Genomic DNA, 477 nt, shown 5'->3' on the forward strand with positions numbered 1-477 from the left:
CTCATCGGGGCACGAGCTGGACCGACCTGGTGTGCGGCCGCGCCGCTCCGGGCACTGACGTCCTCGCGGTCGGCATGCTGCACGACCGCGTCCCGGCCCGGCTGCCGCGGCACAGCATGCTGCTGCCCTTCCGGATCACTTTGGCGGTGCCGGTCGGAACCGACCCGCAGGAGGTGCTCGGCCGGCTCTCCCGCAAGGCCCGGCAACAGCACGCGCGCGAACTCCTCTCCCATAGCCGTACGCTGGAAGTTGCCACCGGCGAGGACGATTTCGCGTTCTTCTACGACGGCATGCACCGCCCGACCATGGTGAACAGACACGGCGACGCCGCCCGCTCGGAAGACCGGGAAAGCGCGCGGGTCTGTCTCTTCCAACACGGGGTGCTGTTCTTCCTGCGTGAGTCGGGCCACCGCGTGGCGGGGATGCTGTGCCGGCTGGAGGGCCGGACGCTGGTCGTCCGCCTGGCCGGCGTGGATG

At 70.6% G+C, this 477-nt stretch carries 1 protein-coding gene; it reads left to right on the forward strand.

The features are described from left to right. Nucleotides 1–477 (forward strand): hypothetical protein (locus RNB18_RS51275; RefSeq protein WP_311720963.1); only part of this gene is annotated, 477 nt, incomplete at both ends.

This window comes from Streptomyces doebereineriae, assembly GCF_031845645.1.
Taxonomy (GTDB): Bacteria; Actinomycetota; Actinomycetes; order Streptomycetales; family Streptomycetaceae; genus Streptomyces; species Streptomyces canus.